The organism is Corynebacterium stationis (genome assembly GCF_001941345.1).
Taxonomy (GTDB): Bacteria; Actinomycetota; Actinomycetes; order Mycobacteriales; family Mycobacteriaceae; genus Corynebacterium; species Corynebacterium stationis.
The window spans coordinates 565268-583925 of sequence record NZ_CP009251.1 but is presented as its reverse complement, the minus strand read 5'-3'; the positions used below and the strand labels follow the sequence as shown (position 1 = coordinate 583925).

Here is an 18658-nt window from a genome sequence, read left to right as displayed (position 1 = left end):
AAGGGGGCTACTGCTCCCAAAAGATACGGTAAACCGGTATTCTTGGATGTTGAACATTTTCCAAAACATTAATTTTTAGGAGAAGCATGGCAAAGATTATCTGGACCCGTACTGACGAAGCACCATTGCTTGCGTCCTACTCTTTCAAGCCAATCGTTGAAGCATTCGCTTCCGTTGCTGGCATCGAGGTAGAGACTGCAGATATCTCACTGGCTGCTCGTATCCTGGCTCAGTTCCCTGAGACCGAGGTTCCAGACGCACTGTCCGAGCTCGGTGAGCTAGCTAAGACCCCGGAAGCGAACATCGTAAAGCTTCCAAATATTTCTGCTTCTGAGGTTCAGCTGCGCAAGGCTATTGCCGAGCTGCAGGCTGTTGGCTTCGACCTTCCAGAGTATGACGACGCCAAGGATAAGTACGACGTAGCTAAGGGCTCTGCTGTAAACCCTGTCCTGCGTGAGGGCAACTCTGACCGTCGTGCACCACAGGCTGTCAAGAACTTTGCTAAGGCAAACCCACACCGCATGGGCGCATGGTCGAAGGATTCCAAGACCAACGTTGCAACCATGGACGCAAACGACTTCCGCCACAATGAGAAGTCCGTCATCATCGATGGTGATGACACCTTGACCATCAAGCTGGTTGGCACCGACGGCGCTGAGACCGTTCTGCTCGACGGCCTGAAGGTTTTGGACAAGGAAGTTATCGACGGCACTTTCATGTCCGCCAAGGCTCTCGATGAGTTCTTGAAGGCACAGGTTGCCCGCGCGAAGGAAGAGGGCGTTCTCTTCTCCGCACACCTGAAGGCCACCATGATGAAGGTCTCCGACCCAATCATCTTCGGCCACGTTGTGCGCGCATTCTTCGCTGACGTTTACGACAAGTACGGTGAGCAGCTGCTCGAGGCTGGCCTGAACGGCGAAAACGGCCTGGGCGCTATCTACTCCGGTCTGGAGAAGCTCGACAACGGTGCTGAAATCAAGGCTGCTTTCGATGCCGCTTTGGAAAACGGCCCTGACCTGGCAATGGTCAACTCCAACAAGGGTATTACCAACCTGCACGTTCCGTCCGATGTCATCATCGACGCTTCTATGCCAGCGATGATCCGTACCTCCGGCCACATGTGGAACAAGAACGATGAAGAGCAGGACACCCTCGCTGTCATCCCTGACTCCTCTTACGCTGGTGTTTACCAGGCAGTTATTGAAGACTGCCGCGAAAACGGCGCTTACGACCCAACCACCATGGGTACCTCCCCTAACGTTGGCCTGATGGCTCAGAAGGCTGAGGAGTACGGCTCCCACAACAAGACCTTCAAGATCCCAGCTGACGGCGAAGTTCAGGTTGTAAACTCCGCTGGTGATGTTCTGATCTCCCACAACGTTGAGGCAAACGACATCTGGCGCGCATGCCAGACCAAGGATGCCCCAATCCAGGACTGGGTCAAGCTCGCTGTCAACCGTGCACGTCTGTCCGGCATGAAGACCATCTTCTGGCTCGACACCGAGCGCGCACACGACCGCAACCTCATCGACTTGGTCAATAAGTACTTGGGCGACCACGACACTGAGGGCTTGGACATTGAAATCCTCTCCCCAATCGAGGCAACCAAGGTCACCGTCGAGCGCATCCGTCGCGGCGAGGACACCATCTCCGTTACCGGTAACGTTCTGCGTGACTACAACACCGACTTGTTCCCAATTCTGGAGCTCGGCACCTCTGCAAAGATGCTCTCGGTTGTTCCTTTGATGGCTGGCGGCGGTCTGTTTGAGACCGGTGCTGGCGGCTCTGCTCCTAAGCACGTTGAGCAGGTCCAGGAAGAAAACCACCTGCGTTGGGACTCCCTCGGTGAGTTCTTGGCGCTGGCGGAGTCCTTCCGCCACGAGCAGCAGAACCACGGTAATGAGCGCGCTGGCGTCCTTGCTGCTGCACTCGACAACGCAACCGAGCGTCTGCTGACCGAAGGCTACTCCCCTTCCCGCAAGGTCAAGGAAATCGATAACCGCGGTTCCCACCTGTACCTCGCAGCATTCTGGGCAGAAGAACTGGCTAAGCAGACCGATGATGCTGAGCTGGCAGAAGGCTTCAAGGCTTTCTCCGCCAAGCTCAATGAGAATCTCGACGCAATCGCGCAGGAGCTCATCGACATCCAGGGCCAGCCTGCAGACTTGGGCGGCTACTACTGGTTCGACGAGAGCAAGGCTGAAGAAGTCATGCGTCCTTCCTCCGTTTACAACGAGATCTTGGAATCTCTGAAGAAGTAGTTCTTCCCTAGACGCGACATCTAGACCACATCGCGTCTTAAACCCGACGACGTCCTCTTGATCCGGCACTGGGTCAAGAGGACGTCGTCGTTTCACGGGTAGGCACGGGTAGATTGGTCTCTTATGGCTAACCCACTACTTAATCCTTCTCAACTGCCGTATCAGCTACCACCTTTTGCTGAAATTCGCGTTGAGCATTACCGTCCAGCTTTCGCTGAAGCACTCTCACGTCACGCGGCAGAAATTGCTGCCATTGTGGATAATCCTGAAGCACCTTCATGGGCTAATACCGTCGAAGCTTGGGAGCGTTCCGGGCGCGACCTCGAACGGGTCATGTCGGTCTTCGGCAACCTCTCTGGCACGGATATCACCGCGGAAATGGAAGAGATTGCCGCGGATATTTACCCGCAGCTTTCAGCGCACCTGGATGCGATTTATCAGAACGCAGCACTGTACGAGCGCTTCAAGTCCGTCACGGCACCAGAAGATACGGAATCGCAGCGCTTACATGAGCACCTGCTGCGCACATTCGCGCGCAAGGGCGCAGAGCTTTCCGATGCCGACAAGCACACCCTGTCAGAAATCAACCAGCGCCTGTCCATCTTGTCGGAGGAATTTGGCCGTAACTTGATGGCAGATACCCGCGCCCGTGCGGTGCAGTTTAATAACGCCGAGGAGCTTGCTGGTTTGCCGCAAGATCGCATCGATGCAGCAGCGGCGTACGCCAAAGAACTCGGCAAGGAAGGCTACGTCTTCCCGCTGGAGTTGCCGTCGGTGCAGTCCGAGCAGCAGCGCCTAGCAACGCCGGACGCCCGCGCAGCGCTTTACGATGCCGCCCGTCTACGCGGCACGGAGACCAATTCCGCAGTGCTGGTGGAGATGGCGCAACTGCGTGCACAGCGCGCCCAGCTGCTGGGCTATGACACCCACGCGGATTACGTCATTGCTGAAGAAACCGCCAAGGAAGCATCGGTTGTAGGTGACATGCTGCGCGGTTTGGTGCCTGCCATTAATACCAATGCGGCCGGCGAGCACAAGATTTTGGCCGAAGAAGCAGAGCTTAATGGCGAAAGCTTCGGCCCCGCTGACTGGCCTTACTGGGAAGCCAAGGTGCGCCAGCGTGATTTCGCCTTGGATGAAAATGAGCTGCGCAAATACTTCCCGTTGGACGCAGTGCTTGTCGATGGCGTCTTCGCCGCCGCCCATCGCCTCTACGGCATCACGGTGGTTCCGCGCGATGATTTACAAGGTTATGCCGAGGGCGTGCGCGTATGGGAAGTCTTCGACGATGGCCAAGAGCAAGAGCCCAATACTGGCATCGGTCTTTTCCTCACGGACTACTTCGGCCGCCCAACCAAGCGCGGTGGCGCATGGATGTCGACCTTTATGGAGCAGTCGCATCTTCTTCAGACCCGCCCGGTGGTTATCAACGTCATGGGTATATCGCGCCCAGCAGATGGCTCCACGCCTTTGCTGAGCCTCGATGAGCTGCACACCGTCTTCCACGAGTTCGGCCACGCTCTGCATGGCCTGCTTTCCGACGTCCGCTACCCCACCTTCTCCGGCACCAACGTTCCGCGTGACTGGGTGGAATTCCCCTCGCAAATCAACGAAAACTGGGCACTCGATCCGGCGCTGGTGAAAAACTACGCGCGCCACGTGGACACCGGTGAGGTCATCCCCAACGAGCTTCTCGATGCCGTCTCCAAGGCCTCCCAGTTTGGCCAAGGCTTCGCCACCGCCGAATACGTCGCAGCATCCATCATTGACCTCGCATGGCACTCGCTCTCTCCTGAGGAAGCAGCCAAGCTCGAATCCACCCCTGAAGCTATCGCCGACTTTGAACAAGATGCTCTAGACGCAGCCGGCATGGACATCGATGCCATCGCGCCGCGTTACCGTTCCACCTATTTCCAGCACATCTTCGCCGGCGGCTACTCCGCTGGCTACTACTCGTATCTGTGGGCAGAGGCCCTCGATGCCGATGGCTTCGAGTGGTTCCGCGAAGAAAACGCCGCCGCCCCTTCCGACAACGCTGTGGCGTCGGTCGATACCCTCGCATCGGCAGAAGTCTCTGATGCCGATGCCCGGCGCGCGGGTCAAAAGTTCCGCGACCTCATCTTGTCGACCGGCGCCTCGCGTGATTTTTCCGAGGTCTACTCACAGCTACGCGGCCGCGACAAGGACCTCACCCCACTGCTAGTTCGTCGCGGCCTGAATACCCCAAGCGCCTAATACTTCGAAGTCCATTACACAGCGCAAAGCGGAGGCCACCCAATTGCGGATGGCCTCCGCTTTTTCTAATCGCTTAAGCGTTGTCGAGGTGTGCGCGCACGAACCACTGGAACTTCTCCAGTTCAGCAGATTGTGCGATGAAGATGTCTTCGGTGATTGGGTCGATATCGCCGGAGACCTTCAAGGATTCACGGACGTTTTCGATGACGGTGGTGTAAACCTCATCGATAGCCGCGAGGTGATCTTGGGTGTTAGCGCGGTTGAGGTCGTACTTCAACGGAGTGCGATCCTCGGCCTGCGCCTTTGGCGTACCCAGTGGCTCAAAGCCGAGGGTGGAGACGCGTTCAGCGACTTCGTCTGCGTAGCCGCGAACCAGTTCAATTTGTGGGTCAAGCATCTCATGAACAGCAATGAAGTTTGGTCCCACAACGTTCCAGTGGGCATGCTTCAAAATCAAATGCAGGTCATTATAATCATTCAGACGAGCCTGCAGCTCTTCAGAGAGCTTCTTGGAATCAACATCGGACAAACCAGGAACAGTGTACTGAGTCATAACTTCACTATATCCCCGAACGAGATTTATTGCATGTCTATTTTGCCACATTTATGCAGGTCAAACCTTAGGTTAGACTTATTGCCTCATCCTGAGGTGCGTCACTGGATTGGAAGTTTTATCTAGGCTGGTGGTATGAAACTTACACTCCATGGACACTCTTGCGCTTCCGTTTCCACAGACCAGGGGGTCTTTGTCATTGACCCTGGCCCGGCCTCGAACCTTTCCATCTTAGCTTCGGCAGACGCTGTGCTTTTGACCCACTCACATCCAGACCACGTGGACGCTGAAACCGTGAAAGCATCTGGCTTGCCAGTCTGGGGCCCAGCTGACGCTGTTGGATTAATTGGTGAGGGCACAGTTCTCCGCCCCGGTGAATCCTTTGAACTTTTAGGCATCACCATCCAGGCAGTAGGCGGATTACACCACGAGATCCATCCACGCCTGCCGCGCCCAGTGAACCTAGGTTATTACTTCAACGGCGTCCTGCACCCCGGCGATCAGTACATCAAGGGTCTACACAATGTTGAAGTTTTGCTGCTTCCGATTTCCGCGCCGTGGGTGAAAAACTCTGAAGCCGCTGCCTACGCCCGCACCGTCTCAGCGACCCGCACCATCCCGATCCACGATGGCGTGCTGAGTAAGTTTGGCCGCACGCTCTACGACAACGTCATGATCAAGATGAAGGTCCCTGGCTACGCCCGGCTTGAAGAAGGAACCCCCTTGGATCTTTCACAGCCTTTAGACTTGGATGCATGACACATCCCAGTAACGCGCGCGAATTCGACATCATCGTATTCGGTGCCACCAGCTTTGTTGGAAAGCTCACCGCACAGTATCTGGTAGACACCCATCCGGAGCTTGCCATTGCGGTTGCCGGACGCAATGAGTCAAAGCTCCAAGAACTAGCGCACACATCAGGTATTAAGCTGCCCATACTTGTTGCGGATGCATCGCGTATCGATGAACTACGTGAATTAACCGCGCGCGCTAAGGTTCTCATCTCCACTGTGGGGCCGTATACCTACTTTGGCGACAAAGTTGTCGAGGCCTGCGTCAATAATGGCACCCACTACGTCGATCTGTGTGGGGAGGCGCTGTTTGTTCGACGCACCATCGATAAGAGGCATGAGAGCGCGCAGGTCACCGGTGCAAAGATTGTGCATTCTTGTGGCTTCGATTCTGTTCCCTCAGACATGGGCATGTTTCATCTGCATCAGGTATCGCAGACCGCATTTAGCAAAGTCACGATGGCCGTGGAGTTTCTGTCCGGCGGGCTATCGGGCGGCACCATCGATTCCATGCGAGCAGTTAGCGCGGATGCCAAGAAGATGGAAAAAGGCGGCGCTATTCTGCACAGCCCGTATACGCTCTCCCCCAACCACAAACTCGAGCCAGACCTAGGCGAGCAAAAAGACCTCGAGGTCTCCTTCGACTCACTCACACAGCAATGGACTGGACCGTTTTTCATGGCGATGTTTAATACCCGCATCGTGCGCCGGTCGAATACTTTGTCCGGCTACGCCTACGGCGACAAGCTACACTACCGCGAAGCGATGACCACGGGTAAAGGCTTACTCGGCCGCATCAAAGCCCACGCATTATTCGCTGTCACTGCGCTGGGCTTTGCCGTGGTTATGAATAAACGTCTCGCCCGCTTTTTACCCAAGCCCGGAGAGGGACCAAAGAAGCTAGACGACGGCGGGTTTCGCATTACCCACTACGGGTTAAGCACAACTGGCGCAGTGCACAGCACCACGGTGACAGCACACGGCGATCCGGGATATCGCGTCACCTCGATGATGCTGGGCGAAGCAGCCGTAGTCCTAGCCACCGAACCCGCCGGAATGCCAGAGGTGTCTGGTGGCATTCTTACTCCCGCCACCGCACTCGGCGCCCCGTATTTGGAGGCCCTAAACGCGCATGGAATGAAGTTTACTTAGACCGCTCATTGCGGAAAACAATACCGCTTTGTCTATTTATATTCTTTATCTGCCAGCGTCTTTATTTTTAAAAGTGAAAGGTGCCGCACCGCACGGGTACGGTGCCTGATATGACGAAATACGATAACAGCAACTTTGAAAACTGGTCTCTAGAAACCCGTGCCTTGCACGTGGGACAGGACCTCGACGGCAACTCAAATTCCCGTAATGTTCCAATCCATCAAACAACTTCCTATGTTTTTGACTCCGCTGAACGTGCGGCAAATCGCTTTAACCTCTCGGATGCCGGCCCGATTTATACCCGCCTGACCAACCCGACCACGGGTGCTTTAGAGGCACGCATCGCTAGCTTGGAAGGTGGCGTGGACGCCGTCGCTTTCGCTTCGGGCCAGGCAGCGCAGACCGCAGCGCTTATCAACTTAGCTTCGGCTGGTGACCACATTGTTTCTTCCCCACGCCTTTACGGCGGAACCAACACCCTATTTACCATCACCCTGGCGCGCCTAGGCATTGAAGTCACCCTCGTTGATAACCCAGATGACCCACAGTCCTGGGCAGATGCCGTCAAGCCTAATACCCGTGCTTTTTACGCAGAAACCTTCGGCAACCCCATCGCTGACATCCTGGACATCCCAGCAGTTGCAGAGGTTGCGCACAACAACCAGGTGCCACTGATTGTGGACAACACCATCGCTACCGCTGCGGTCGCACGCCCGCTGGAGCTTGGGGCTGACATCGTTGTTGCATCGACCACCAAGTTCTACTCCGGCAACGGCTCCTCCATCGGCGGCATCCTCGTGGACGGCGGCAAGTTCGACTGGACCGTTGAGCGAGACGGCAAGCCAGTCTTCCCATACTTCGTCACCCCAGATGCTGCCTACCACGGCTTAAAGTATGCGGACCTTGGCGCACCAGCATTCGCACTCAAAGCCCGTGCTGGCATCCTGCGCGACACCGGCGCCGCATTGTCACCATTTAACGCATGGGTAACGCTGACGGGTCTGGAAACGCTGCAACTGCGCATCGACAAGCATGGTGAAAACGCCCAAAAGGTAGCCGAGTACCTTGAAGCCCACGACAAGGTCACCAAGGTCAACTACGCCGGCCTGGATTCCAGCCCGTACAAGGAAGTCAAAGAACGCCTCGGCTACACCTCCACCGGCTCCGTCCTGTCGTTTGAAATCGACGGCGGCAAGGACGAAGCGTGGGCATTCATCGACGCTTTGAAGCTGCACTCCAACCTGGCCAATATCGGCGATACCCGCTCGCTGGTTGTCCACCCTGCAACCACCACGCACTCCCAGTCCGATGAAGAAGGACTGCGTGTTGCTGGTATTACCCAGTCCACCGTCCGTCTGTCAGTCGGTATTGAAAACATTGCTGACATCATCGCTGACCTTGAGTTGGGATTCGCCGCAATCTAATGGTTTCAACGCACGTTTTGCTTGCCGATGAAGGCGTTTTGACGACCATCCCCATCGGCTCTTTCACCACTGAAGCCGGGGCTGACATCGCCAGCGTTGATATCGCATATCAGCGCTGGGGTGAATTCCGCGGCTCCAATGTGCTGCTCATTGAGCATGCACTCACAGGCGACTCTGATGTAGCCACGTGGTGGTGTGATCTGGTGGGGCCAGGCAAAGCGCTGGACACGGATTCTTGGTGCGTTATTGCCACCAATGTCTTAGGCGGTTGCAACGGCTCAACCGGTCCGAGCTCGGACTTCGATGGCAAGCCCTATGGTTCGCGCTTTCCGGCTATTTCCATTCGCGACCAGGTAGAGGCCGAAAAGCGCTTCCTGGATGTTTTGGGAATCACCGAGGTTCATGCCGTTATTGGCGGCTCCATGGGTGGAGCACGGACTTTAGAATGGACGTTGCTGTATCCGGAGATGCTCCAGGCAGCGTGCGTTATTGCCGTGTCGGCGCGGGCTTCGGCCTGGCAGATTGGTATTCAGTCGGCGCAGATTTCTGCTATTGAGCGCGACCCGCTGTGGCAAGGTGGTGACTACTACGACGGCGAATACCCTGCTGAAGGCTTGGCTGCGGCACGACGCATTGCGCACTTGACCTACCGCGGGGAGATGGAAATCGATGAGCGCTTTGGAACTTCCGCGCAGGCGGGGGAAAATCCGCTCGGCCCCTATCGCAAGCTCGATCAGCGCTTTGCCGTGAATTCCTACTTGGATTACCAGGGAGCGAAGCTAACGCAGCGTTTCGATGCAGGCTCCTACGTCACCTTGACTGAATCCCTCAACCGGCACGACATTGGCCGCGGGCGAGGCGGTCTCAATAAGGCCTTGGCCTCATCGGAAGTTCCGACCATGGTGGTGGGCGTGGATACAGATATCTTATACCCGTATCACCAGCAAGAACACATCTCCCGCAACCTAGGCAACCTGTTGGCGATGGCCAAGCTGTCCTCCCCTGTCGGCCACGACGCCTTCTTGGTCGAAGGCCGCCAAATGGACCGGATTCTGCGCAACTTTATCCAGCAGTCCTTGCCTAATGCGACAGAAAGTGTCGATGGTGTGGAATACCGGCTAGGCGACGAATACATCATCTAGCAGGAGCGCGCTTCGGGGAGCGCGCATCCCGTGAGCATTAGCTTCCGAGGGCATCCACCGAAGCTGAGAGCCACACAAGCGCTGCGCCGAGGGCAGTAGAAAATGCCATGTCGAATCGGCGCGAGCGCACGGCGAATACGCCTACCCGGTCAGAATCACAGGTTCTGCGCACGACTGCGAGCCAAATCATGGCGGCGCCTAACAGGAAAGTAGCGCGGCGCCAATGCTCCATCAGGCTCATCACGCCGGAAGCCACAACGCCGAGGCCAAACAGCGCGATAAATACCCACTGTAGCCAGCCTGGTAAAGGCGAAGGCTTCACGTGGATATCGTGCGGGTTCGACACTGACAGCATATTCTTACGGGCTTTACTTTGAGCTACTTGGCTGCGAGCTGCTCTGCGCGCTCGACGATATTAGAAACCAGGAAGGTACGGGTCAATGGGCCCACGCCACCTGGGTTCGGAGAGATAAATCCGGCCTTTTCCCACACGTCAGGGTGTACGTCGCCGGCAAGTTTGCCATCGACACGCGAGACTCCCACGTCCAAGATAGCTGCGCCTTCTTTGACCATGTCGGCGGTGAGCATGTGTGGCTTGCCTGCTGCAGCGATGATGATGTCAGCTTCCAAGGTTTCTGCCTTCAGATCCTTAGTACCGGTGTGGCACAGGGTCACCGTGGCATTTTCGCTGCGGCGGGTGAGCATCAAACCGATTGGGCGGCCCACGGTCACGCCGCGGCCGATGACAACCACTTTGGCGCCGTCAATTTCAACGTTGTAGCGACGCAGCAAAGAAATGCAGCCATTTGGCGTACATGGCAGTGGTGCGTCCTCGTTGAGGACCAGCTTGCCGAGGTTTACCGGGTGCAGACCGTCAGCATCTTTTTCCGGGTCAATCAATTCCAGGATGCGGTTTTCGTTGAGATGCTTCGGCAGCGGCAGCTGGACGATGTAGCCGGTGACATTGTCATCGGCGTTGAGCTCCGCAATGACTGCTTCAAGCTCTTCCTGGGTGGTGTCTTCTGGCAGGTCTTTACGAATCGACGCGATTCCAAGTTCTTCGCAATCGCGGTGCTTCATCTTCACATAAGAGTGTGAACCTGGATCTTCACCTACCAAAACGGTGGCCAGCCCTGGCTGCTTATCCAGTGCGGCAACTCGCTTTTTGAGGTCTTCAAATAGCTCGGCGCGGTACAGTTTTCCATCCAAAGTGGTTGCAGTCATGCACCCATCTTAAACTTATGGTTATGCCGTTACACATCGTGTTCGATAATCCTGTCATTCCCACTAATACTGGCAACGCCATCCGCACCGCAGCGGTGACTGGCGCCAAGCTGCACTTGGTGGAACCACTGGGCTTTAACTTTGACGATAAGCACCTCAAACGCGCAGGCCTTGACTACCATGACCTGGCAGATCTAAAAATCCACGCCGACTTTGACGCGTGCATGGAAGCGTTGCCCGGCGCGCGGGTATTCGCGTTTACAACCTCTGCAACTAAATGGTTCAGTGATGTCGAATACACCGACGGGGACATACTACTTTTCGGCACCGAACCAAGTGGTTTGCCCGCCGAACACCTGGCGCATCCCCGTATCACCGAAGAGGTTCGCATCCCGATGGTCCCCGCGCGCCGCTCGATGAATTTATCCAACGCCGCCTCTACCGCAGTGTACGAAGCCTGGCGCCAACTAGGTTTTCCTGGCGGCGTCTAGGCACTGATATCCCTTGCCCACCATCCAGTCGTGAACTACAGTTGGCACCCTGGTTGAAGTGAGCACTTCCTCATCGTTCGACAACTGGCTGAGAAAACTAAAGGATCGCCAGGCTGCAGCTCGAATATTGAAACCTATCGAACGTTTGGCCGCGGGTAATCCTGGCGATATTAAACCCGTTGGAATGGGGATTTCAGAGCTACGCATCAACTTAGGCCCTGGATATAGGTGTATTTCATTCGTGAACAAGACAGGCTGATTCTCTTACTAACCGGTGGAGATAAATCAACTCAAAAAGAAGACATTAAGACAGCGCTAGTAATTGCCGAAACATGGCGAAATCAGAAGGGAAATCAATCATGAGCACTCTTGATGAAACGTTCATGCCATTGGACCCAGCCAACTACCTCAATACAGCAGAGGACATTGCTGCGTATCTTGAGGCAACTCTCGAAGAAGACGGTGATGACTCAGCAGCAATCAAGCGAGTTTTGGGATATATCGCCCGCTCGCGAAACTTTAGCGAGATTGCCCGCCAATCTGGCATGAGCAGAGAGGGTCTGTACAAGTCTCTTGGCGAAGACGGAAATCCAAGCCTGAGCACCATTATCAAGGTTGCTCACGCGCTTGGGCTCAAGATCCGTTTCGAAGCGGCTTAACCCGCTTATTCCTTGTCTTCGACTTCGGCGATGGTGGGTTGGCTGGCGGATGTCATGGCGGGAAGCTTGCGGGCACGAAGCCTATCCATTATTTCCACGCAGGCAGTAAATTCTAAGTCTTCTCCCGCTAAGGTGGCAGGACCTGCGACCATCTCAAACCTCACGGTGCCTAAGCGCAGCATCTGACGAATTGGTCCTGCTTTAAAGGTCAGCTCTTGGATGTGCGAGGTAGTCACCGCGATTACTCGACGGTTGATCCGGCCTGCGTGCGCGATGGCGATGGTGTCATCGTCAAGCAGCGTAACCGCTTGCTTAGTATGGTCCAGCGGCGACGACCAGACCGCACGCTGTGGCGAAGTGAAATCGGCCTGTGTATGCCCTTCGGGCTGTGCGTACGTCGCGATTTGTTCTGCGGTTAAGTCACTCACGCGTTCAAATAATGTCAGCGCCAAATCCCTACTGCCGACGGGAAGGATGCGCGTGGAACCAGATTGTTTGCCACCGCTGGCTTGTCCATAGCCTGCTACTGAGACATTGACTTCGTACCAACCAAAGAACCGCCACAACAGCGGCTGGGTAATGCGCACCCCGTGAATACGTTCAATGCGGATGGATTGCCGGCGACGGTCGGCTAAACCGTAGGCAATATTGAGCGTATTTTCTTCCTCGTTGACCTGTGCATTAAAACGCCAGGAAGAATCCAACAGTCCCCACACGGAGGGGACGATACCGACCAGAATCGGAACAACAGTGCTCAACGGCACCGGGGTGACGATAATGACGACGACAAAAGCCACGGTAAAAATCGTGGTGGCGCGCAAAGTTGCCGCCGCGATTGACCGCCAAATAGGAATCTCGGGGACAATATCTGGGTTGATTTGCGCTTCGTTGGTTTGCTCTGGTTCATCGTCAAGCGCTGCCTCGACGACGCCATGCACATGAGCAAGGACTTCCAAGCGTAAATCTTCCGCTTCGGATTTCTTCAGGTAAGCGATTTCAATCGCTGACGAGGTACCGCCGGCAGTTTCCACGCGCACCGCCGCCAGGCCAAAGATGCGCGCGATGAGATTTTCTACCACGTCGACAGCCTGCGTGCGGTCATAACGGGCAGAGCGCAGTGACTTCGATAGCACTCCCCGCCGCAAAGAAATTTCTTCTTCTCCAAGCTTGAATCCTAAGCGCCGCCACCAGATACCAGAAACAAACCACAAAATCAGGCACAGCAGAATAAAACCGCCCACCGCAATGGCAGTACCCCGCATTGCTTCACCTAAGTGACCATCGTTGAAGAAAGCGTAGATATCACCCAGCACTTCCAGATTTACCTGCAAAACAAAGACCGTGATCATGGCCAGAATTACCGACCAAAAGCGCAGCAACGGGGTTAGGCGGTGTACCCGCCGGTAGCCTGCATCGGCAGGTGCGGCATCTGCATCGATCACCGCAACGTCTTCGGGAGCCTCACTACGTTCTTCTTCAAAGTCGTGGCTCATAGACCGCTCATCCTCTCGCGCGCCTTATCGGCCAAGCGCTCACGCAGAGCATCGGCGGTATCTGCCTCGAGGCCTTTGACGGTCGCATCGGTGCCAGCTGATGCGGTGTGCAGTTTGACGGCTTTCAATCCATACATGCGTGCAATGGGTCCGGAGGAAACATCCACGAATTGAATACGGCCATAGGGCACGACGGTAAACCTGTGCCACAAACGGCCCTTAGTAATCAGCAGCTCATCATCAGTTTCTTGCCAGCCCATGAGTTTGACCTGGGAAGGAATGAGCCACAACAGCCATAGAATCAACGCGACAAAGACACCGGCGATAATATAAAAGGACCAGTGCAAAAAATACCCCGCGACGCCCGCTGCAATTGTAAAAAACGCCATCCAAGAAAGATTGACAATATAACGTGCTTTGATCAGTTTCCTGGATACCGGATTCATGCCATCGGGTACGACATCGCGTGAGTTCATAAAGCCCCACCCTAGTGGAATTCCCTACTGCCCCGCGATAGGAAAGTGTCTCCTTGTGGTCGTGCGTGGCAGCCCCAGAAGTCTCCAAACTACTCTCAATTCCTCCATAAATGGGCTTCCTGTGGATAACTTTGGCTGTTGCGTGACGCGTCAACGTAGTTATCCACAGGTTTTTTGTCTTGCCCTAGCGTGGACTTGCGTTCGCGTTTTAGTGTCGAAGTTATGAACGGACAACAAATAATAAAACTCTTCTACACCAGCGGAATAACCATCCTCCGCGATGTTTACGAGTGCTCCCCTTATGACTTAGCCGATGGCCTAATGCCACTGAACACGGCGCGAAAATACACCCGGCTAGCCACAGTTTTCTTTGGTCCTGCTGATTCTCCCAAGGTGCAGCGCGATTCAGTAGCTCTTGCTGAAGCAAGGCAATTAAGCCTCGAATACTTAGAAATGGTCAACAAACACGCCAAGAAACTCAACACCCGCGGCGCCGCATGGAAGCTGCGTGCCGAGCTTATCGCGTTTGAGGGCACCTTCGAAGAAGTCGAAGCCTACGCTAAGAAACGCGTCACCGAAGAAGGCGGCGACACCAAAAAGAAACCCGGGGTGCGCCTTGGCCGGGTTGTAGACGGCCTGCGCACTATTAGTATTACCGATACGCAGCGCCGTATTACTGATTTAGAAAAGACGCTTGATGCTGCGATCACAGATGAAGACCAGCCACGCTCCGAAGCCCTACTGGAGCCTTTCTGGGACCTCATCGAAGGCACCGGCACCGGGCTTATCCGCCCTGAATACCGCACCGTGATTGCCATTGGTCTCGATGATTTCGCGAAAGTCTCTTGCGACAAAGGCGAGGACGTCGTTGTTGCTCTTTCCGACGGTACGACCATGACGGGCTCTGAGTTCATTAACGCCGCAATGGAAGGCGCACTCGGCGACAAACTCTACGTCGGGCTCTTCCACCCCACCGCCGGACCGGTGAACTTGTACGAAGCCCGATTCGCATCAGACAAACTTCGCACTCTCGCCATGGCAGAGAACCTCGTGTGCCCATGGCCGGACTGCAACGTACCAGCCGATAGATGCCAGGTCCACCACATCGACGCCCACAAACACGGCGGACACACCAAACCCTCGAACCTGACGATGCTGTGTAAGTACCACAACGGCGTCAACGACGACGGTGACCCGGCTAATCCCGGGTCACAGAAAAGAAAAAATAAGCGAGGAAAAGGGAAGCCGAGCCGCGGAAGAATGCGACGCCACCGCGGCAAAGTCCGCCTGCAGACCCCAGGCGGAAAGCTTGTGGGCAATACGCACCACGTGAGCAGCATGGGAGCGATGAACCTCATCTAAAACCAGGGCGATCCCCGCAGCTAGCGAAAGCTAACTAGTCAACCGGGCTAGTTAGCCAATTCGGCGATCTCTTTTCCCGAAAGCGCGAATCCTTCGCACGTCTAGTGGAAATCTCGGCTGCCGCGTGAGAAGAAACTGCCCACATCAAGTGCTTCCAATTTGTCGGCAGTAACTGTTGCTGCGCCATTGGCATTAGAAACAATTCCGCGAATCACCAAAGCCTTTGCCGTGCGTGCGACGACCTTGTTGCGCTTCCACAGTCCCGGGGTCACCATCACATTAATCAGCCCGGTTTCATCTTCGAGGCCGAAAAAGGTCACACCGCTCGCGGTCTGCGGGCGCTGCCGGTGCGTGACGATGCCCGCCACGCGAATACGCGAGCCGTCCTCAGCAGTCTTGAGCTCCGCCGCGGTTAACACGCCCGGCGGGCGAATCAGCTGCATCGGTTGCAGATTATGCGTAACACCCGTCGAGGAAATGTCGGTGGCAACCAGCTCCATCAGGCTCATCCCGGGCAGCGCGGGTGCTTCAGTAATAGTTAGCCCCGGCAGCATGCCCTCACGTTCCGTTGCCGCCACGCGCGCATTCCATAACGCTTGCCGGCGACTTAGCCCAAAGCAATCCAACGCGCCCGCTTTTGCCAGTGCCTCCAAATTCGCCGTGTTCAAATCAGCCCGGCGCGCTAAATCCGCCATGTCCTTATACGGCGCATTCTCTTCAATCCGATCAGTGACTTTGCTCAGTCCTTGCACAAGGTTGAGGCCTACGCGAATGGCAAAAGCACCATCTGAGTGCGCTTCGAGGCGAGCCTCGGTGCCAGAGGCGTTGACATCGACAGGCAAAATGCGCACCCCATGCCGACGGGCATCCTGAATAAGCGACTGCGGCGAGTAAAACCCCATGGGCTGCGCGCGCAGCAAACCCACGCAGAACTCCGCCGGGTAATAGTGCTTAAACCATGCCGAGAAATACACCAGGGAGGCAAAAGACTGCGCGTGCGATTCGGGGAAGCCATAGGCCGCAAACGCCACAATCTTATTCCACAAGGTCAAGGCGACCTCGCCCTCAATCTGGTTGGTCTCCCACAAACCAGTAAAAAAGCGCTGGCGCAAGGCATCCATACGCTCTGGGGAGCGTTTCGACCCCATCGCGCGGCGTAGCTCGTCGGCTTCGGCGCCGGTAAAGCCGGCGGCATCGACAGCAATCTGCATCAGTTGTTCCTGAAACAGCGGAATACCTAAGGTCTTACCCAAGGACTTCTCCAACACCGGATGGTCATAGCTCACCTCTTCTTCCCCATTGCGTCGGCGCAGATACGGGTGCACCGAACCACCTTGGATGGGGCCGGGACGAATCAGGGCAACTTCCACCACTAGGTCAAAAAAGCGGCGGGGTTTAAGACGCGGCAGGGTTGCTAGCTGCGCGCGGGATTCGACTTGGAAGACACCCACGGCATCGGCACGCGACAACATCGCGTAAACCTCCGGGTCCGCAAGGTCCAGCTCCCAGAGATTGATGGTCTTGCCGCGGGTTTCTTTCACCAAGTCCACCATGTGGTGAATAGCTTCGAGCATGCCTAAGCCCAGCAGGTCGAATTTCACCAGCCCGGCTGCGGCACAGTCGTCTTTATCCCACTGCAGCACCGAACGATTATCCATGCGCGCCCACTCCATGGGCACGACATCGGCAATCGGGCGGTCGCATAAGACCATGCCGCCCGAGTGAATACCTAAATGTCGCGGCTGGCCACGAAATTGCTCGGCGAGGTGGGAGACGTCTTCGGGAGGATCCGCAATACCTTTCGACCACGCATCGCCGGCGCCTTGTGGGTAGCCCAAGGCACGCGCGGCATCGCGAAGCGCACCCTTGCGGCGGTAGGTAATCACATTCGCTACCTGCGCCGCACGGTCGCGGCCGTAGAAATCATAGACGTACTGGATGACTTCTTCCCGGCGACCGGATTCGATATCAACATCAATATCGGGCGGGCCATCGCGGTCCGGGGAAAGGAAACGTTCAAACAGCAGCTGCGCGGAAATCGGCTCTGCATTAGTAATGCCGAGGACAAAACACACCACGGAGTTCGCCGCAGAGCCACGGCCTTGGCACAAGATACTGTTGCGGGAACAAAAATCCACGATATCGGTGACAATCAGGAAATAGCCGGGAAAGCCTAGCTTTTCGATGACCCCCAGCTCATGCTCAATCTGCCTCTTCGCCTTGTTCCACGACTTTGGGTGCGCGCGGTATCGCCGCGGGGCACGCTGGGCGACCATCTCGCGTAGCCAGCTCATCTCATCAAAGCCTTCGGGTACCCCGCAGTGCGGTAGATTCGGGGCGAGTGCATCCCAGGTAAAGGCGCATGCTCGGGCAAGCTCAACAGTAAAGGCGATTTCCTCAGCGCGGTCGGGCATAAGCATGCGCATCTGCTCGCCTGAGCGCAGCCACTGCGCCCCCATGGGGTGTTGGGTAGATTCTGCTTGTTCCAAAGACTCCCGGCGAAAAAGCGCGTGCTTTGCCGCAGCCAGGCGCGCATCCTTTCGCGTCGCGGCAGCCGGCAGCGCGGTAGCAATCGCGCACAGCTGATGTCGCGCGCGCATGGCATCTACTATGTCGTGGTGGTCAGTATCTTCTGGTCTTAGCGTCGCAGCGTATTCCAGCACCACATTCTCAGCGCCGAAATCCGCTATCAGCCCATCAACCTCATCGGCCCACTCATACCCAACGACAATGACGCACTCCTCGCCTAAGTGTTCGGCAACTTCCGCAAGCGGAGGATAACGCACTTCATCTTTTTCACCCGTCGCCATCCGCGCCTGCGCCACCAGTCGCGATAGACGCCGATACCCTTCTGGCCCACGCGCGATCGCAAGCAGACCTTTGCCGATGGACAGCTCCACTCCATAGACCGTCGGCAGCCCACGCAAAGCGGCAGCTTCAGCAAATTTCATCAGGCCATAAAAGCCATCACGATCCACCACCGCTAAAGCTTCTAACCCCAGTTCAACTGCCCTATCCACCATCTCTTCCGGTTCGGAAGCACCGGCCAAGAAGGAGTAGCATGAGATGGCATGTAGTTCCGCAAAAGGTACTTGAGATTGAGTCTTAGGGCGGCGCGGGGTGGCGTCGATAAGCTGTGGCGAATCGTCATAAACCCGCACGGGAGTAGGTCCTAGCCGGCCGGATAAAATCCTTTCAATGCGCGACCAAGACAGCTGACTTCCGCCGTTGAACCTCATAGCGAAAACACTACACCCGATACGAACGCCTGTTCTAATCGCCAAGAAACGAGCAGCCTTTTCGTGACAGCCAGCAGGCGCCTTAGCAAAAAGTACCGAGAAACAGTGCGGTCTATTAATATTCAGCAGCGTGAAAATTGCTATATAAGCTGGTTA

General features: G+C 56.0%; 16 protein-coding genes. 10 read left to right on the top strand and 6 right to left on the bottom strand.

Annotated features, from left to right (window positions below; all coding sequences use genetic code 11):
• Positions 1-86: 86 nt before the first annotated feature.
• Complete coding sequence (locus CSTAT_RS02905) at positions 87-2261, top strand: NADP-dependent isocitrate dehydrogenase (RefSeq protein ID WP_075722407.1); 2175 nt, start codon at positions 87-89, stop codon at positions 2259-2261.
• Between the two features lie 123 nt (positions 2262-2384).
• On the top strand, positions 2385-4496 hold the full coding sequence (locus CSTAT_RS02900) for a M3 family metallopeptidase (protein ID WP_075722406.1): 2112 nt from the start codon (positions 2385-2387) through the stop codon (positions 4494-4496).
• Positions 4497-4569: 73 nt separating this feature from the next.
• Here the strand turns inward: CSTAT_RS02900 and dps are convergent, their stop codons facing one another.
• A complete protein-coding gene (gene dps / locus CSTAT_RS02895; protein ID WP_066840306.1) occupies positions 4570-5049 on the bottom strand; it encodes a DNA starvation/stationary phase protection protein Dps in 480 nt (159 codons plus the stop codon).
• Positions 5050-5184: 135 nt separating this feature from the next.
• On the opposite strand from dps, the gene CSTAT_RS02890 reads away from it, so the two are divergent.
• The 4 genes from CSTAT_RS02890 to metX all read left to right on the top strand — a co-directional run bounded on the left by CSTAT_RS02890 (position 5185) and on the right by metX (position 9558).
• Positions 5185-5808, top strand: coding sequence for an MBL fold metallo-hydrolase (locus CSTAT_RS02890; RefSeq protein WP_066792508.1), 624 nt, complete (start codon positions 5185-5187; stop codon positions 5806-5808).
• The gene (locus CSTAT_RS02885) at positions 5805-6992 is read left to right on the top strand and encodes a saccharopine dehydrogenase family protein (protein WP_075722405.1); all 1188 of its coding nucleotides are present in this window, start codon (positions 5805-5807) and stop codon (positions 6990-6992) included. The genes CSTAT_RS02890 and CSTAT_RS02885 overlap by 4 nt, the downstream gene beginning before the upstream one ends.
• A 110-nt stretch (positions 6993-7102) precedes the next feature.
• A complete protein-coding gene (locus tag CSTAT_RS02880; RefSeq protein ID WP_075722404.1) occupies positions 7103-8416 on the top strand; it encodes an O-acetylhomoserine/O-acetylserine sulfhydrylase in 1314 nt (437 codons plus the stop codon).
• Positions 8416-9558 (top strand): homoserine O-acetyltransferase MetX, encoded by a 1143-nt coding sequence (gene metX, locus CSTAT_RS02875; protein ID WP_075722403.1) that lies wholly within the window; start codon positions 8416-8418, stop codon positions 9556-9558. Before CSTAT_RS02880 ends, metX begins: the two co-directional genes overlap by 1 nt.
• Positions 9559-9595: 37 nt before the next feature.
• On the opposite strand, the gene CSTAT_RS02870 is transcribed toward metX, so the two are convergent.
• A complete protein-coding gene (locus CSTAT_RS02870; protein ID WP_066792504.1) occupies positions 9596-9913 on the bottom strand; it encodes a DUF3017 domain-containing protein in 318 nt (105 codons plus the stop codon).
• Between the two features lie 23 nt (positions 9914-9936).
• Positions 9937-10782 carry a bifunctional methylenetetrahydrofolate dehydrogenase/methenyltetrahydrofolate cyclohydrolase gene (locus CSTAT_RS02865; RefSeq protein ID WP_006821417.1) on the bottom strand — a complete coding sequence of 282 codons (846 nt, stop codon included), beginning with the start codon at positions 10780-10782 and terminating at the stop codon, positions 9937-9939.
• A gap of 23 nt (positions 10783-10805) precedes the next feature.
• On the opposite strand from CSTAT_RS02865, the gene CSTAT_RS02860 reads away from it, so the two are divergent.
• The 3 genes from CSTAT_RS02860 (at position 10806) to CSTAT_RS02850 (ending at position 11932) form a co-directional block, all read left to right on the top strand.
• The gene (locus CSTAT_RS02860; protein ID WP_025387122.1) at positions 10806-11273 is read left to right on the top strand and encodes a tRNA (cytidine(34)-2'-O)-methyltransferase; all 468 of its coding nucleotides are present in this window, start codon (positions 10806-10808) and stop codon (positions 11271-11273) included.
• A gap of 58 nt (positions 11274-11331) precedes the next feature.
• Positions 11332-11532: a type II toxin-antitoxin system RelE/ParE family toxin gene (locus CSTAT_RS13770; protein ID WP_244892881.1), complete on the top strand. Its 201-nt coding sequence runs from the start codon at positions 11332-11334 to the stop codon at positions 11530-11532.
• Positions 11533-11632: 100 nt separating this feature from the next.
• On the top strand, positions 11633-11932 hold the full coding sequence (locus tag CSTAT_RS02850; protein ID WP_075722402.1) for an addiction module antidote protein: 300 nt from the start codon (positions 11633-11635) through the stop codon (positions 11930-11932).
• A 5-nt stretch (positions 11933-11937) separates the two neighbouring features.
• Here CSTAT_RS02850 and CSTAT_RS02845 read toward each other — a convergent pair whose 3' ends face one another.
• On the bottom strand, positions 11938-13425 hold the full coding sequence (locus CSTAT_RS02845) for a PH domain-containing protein (protein ID WP_075722401.1): 1488 nt from the start codon (positions 13423-13425) through the stop codon (positions 11938-11940).
• Complete coding sequence (locus tag CSTAT_RS02840) at positions 13422-13901, bottom strand: PH domain-containing protein (protein WP_244892880.1); 480 nt, start codon at positions 13899-13901, stop codon at positions 13422-13424. Before CSTAT_RS02840 ends, CSTAT_RS02845 begins: the two co-directional genes overlap by 4 nt.
• A gap of 222 nt (positions 13902-14123) precedes the next feature.
• Between CSTAT_RS02840 and CSTAT_RS02835 the strand changes: the two genes are divergently transcribed.
• Positions 14124-15263 carry an HNH endonuclease gene (locus CSTAT_RS02835; RefSeq protein WP_075723770.1) on the top strand — a complete coding sequence of 380 codons (1140 nt, stop codon included), beginning with the start codon at positions 14124-14126 and terminating at the stop codon, positions 15261-15263.
• Positions 15264-15364: 101 nt separating this feature from the next.
• On the opposite strand, the gene CSTAT_RS02830 is transcribed toward CSTAT_RS02835, so the two are convergent.
• The gene (locus CSTAT_RS02830) at positions 15365-18502 is read right to left on the bottom strand and encodes an error-prone DNA polymerase (RefSeq protein WP_075722400.1); all 3138 of its coding nucleotides are present in this window, start codon (positions 18500-18502) and stop codon (positions 15365-15367) included.
• Between the last annotated feature and the right edge of the window lie 156 nt (positions 18503-18658).

What these genes read in the sequence shown, in the direction of transcription:
- CSTAT_RS02905 (WP_075722407.1), top strand. Translation starts at nt 87, where the DNA reads ATGGCAAAGATTATCTGGACCCGTACTGACGAAGCACCATTGCTTGCG.
- CSTAT_RS02900 (WP_075722406.1), top strand. Translation starts at nt 2,385, where the DNA reads ATGGCTAACCCACTACTTAATCCTTCTCAACTGCCGTATCAGCTACCA.
- dps (WP_066840306.1), bottom strand. Translation starts at nt 5,049, where the DNA reads ATGACTCAGTACACTGTTCCTGGTTTGTCCGATGTTGATTCCAAGAAG.
- CSTAT_RS02890 (WP_066792508.1), top strand. Translation starts at nt 5,185, where the DNA reads ATGAAACTTACACTCCATGGACACTCTTGCGCTTCCGTTTCCACAGAC.
- CSTAT_RS02885 (WP_075722405.1), top strand. Translation starts at nt 5,805, where the DNA reads ATGACACATCCCAGTAACGCGCGCGAATTCGACATCATCGTATTCGGT.
- CSTAT_RS02880 (WP_075722404.1), top strand. Translation starts at nt 7,103, where the DNA reads ATGACGAAATACGATAACAGCAACTTTGAAAACTGGTCTCTAGAAACC.
- metX (WP_075722403.1), top strand. Translation starts at nt 8,416, where the DNA reads ATGGTTTCAACGCACGTTTTGCTTGCCGATGAAGGCGTTTTGACGACC.
- CSTAT_RS02870 (WP_066792504.1), bottom strand. Translation starts at nt 9,913, where the DNA reads ATGCTGTCAGTGTCGAACCCGCACGATATCCACGTGAAGCCTTCGCCT.
- CSTAT_RS02865 (WP_006821417.1), bottom strand. Translation starts at nt 10,782, where the DNA reads ATGACTGCAACCACTTTGGATGGAAAACTGTACCGCGCCGAGCTATTT.
- CSTAT_RS02860 (WP_025387122.1), top strand. Translation starts at nt 10,806, where the DNA reads ATGCCGTTACACATCGTGTTCGATAATCCTGTCATTCCCACTAATACT.
- CSTAT_RS02850 (WP_075722402.1), top strand. Translation starts at nt 11,633, where the DNA reads ATGAGCACTCTTGATGAAACGTTCATGCCATTGGACCCAGCCAACTAC.
- CSTAT_RS02845 (WP_075722401.1), bottom strand. Translation starts at nt 13,425, where the DNA reads ATGAGCCACGACTTTGAAGAAGAACGTAGTGAGGCTCCCGAAGACGTT.
- CSTAT_RS02840 (WP_244892880.1), bottom strand. Translation starts at nt 13,901, where the DNA reads ATGAACTCACGCGATGTCGTACCCGATGGCATGAATCCGGTATCCAGG.
- CSTAT_RS02835 (WP_075723770.1), top strand. Translation starts at nt 14,124, where the DNA reads ATGAACGGACAACAAATAATAAAACTCTTCTACACCAGCGGAATAACC.
- CSTAT_RS02830 (WP_075722400.1), bottom strand. Translation starts at nt 18,502, where the DNA reads ATGAGGTTCAACGGCGGAAGTCAGCTGTCTTGGTCGCGCATTGAAAGG.